This is a genomic window from Planococcus sp. CAU13, from assembly GCF_000775575.1.
GTDB lineage: Bacteria > Bacillota > Bacilli > Bacillales_A > Planococcaceae > Planococcus.
In genome coordinates this window covers 1-431 of record NZ_JRGN01000104.1, presented here as the reverse complement: position 1 = coordinate 431, position 431 = coordinate 1, and the positions used below count along the sequence as shown (strand labels likewise).

Annotated in this window: 1 protein-coding gene; it reads right to left on the bottom strand. The window is 52.4% G+C overall.

Annotated features, from left to right (window positions below):
- The coding region (locus KW93_RS04490; RefSeq protein WP_033541780.1) for a DUF456 domain-containing protein at positions 1 to 290 on the bottom strand (290 nt) is incomplete at its 3' end.
- Positions 291 to 431: the final 141 nt, after the last annotated feature.

Below are 431 nucleotides of genomic sequence, written 5' to 3'. Positions count from 1 at the left end.
ACAAACGGGCCGATGATCAGTCCGATCATACTTCCCCAGAATCCTGCACGCGATCCGCCAAACCGTTTAACGCTATAGGCGTTGGACAAAGCGTCTGCGCTGAACAGCAAAGCGACGAACAGCACCTGGATCAGCCAGAACCACCAGGGCAAATCGGCAAAACTGAAGAACAGGCCATACATGATAAAACCGCCCAAAATGAACAGGACCGCCGGAATGATGGGATACACGAGACCGATAAAACCGATGACAAAAAACAGAAGAACGACAACCCAGCCAATCACTTCAATTGCTTCCATAGTTGTTCCTCCTTTTAAGAAATGCGTAAGCGCCCGTACAGCTCTGACAGGCATAAGGCAGACCGGCAGAGTGGCGTTCTTCAGCCACGGCAGCCGGGTTGTCTTATGTCCCGAAGAGCTGGGCCGCTGGAG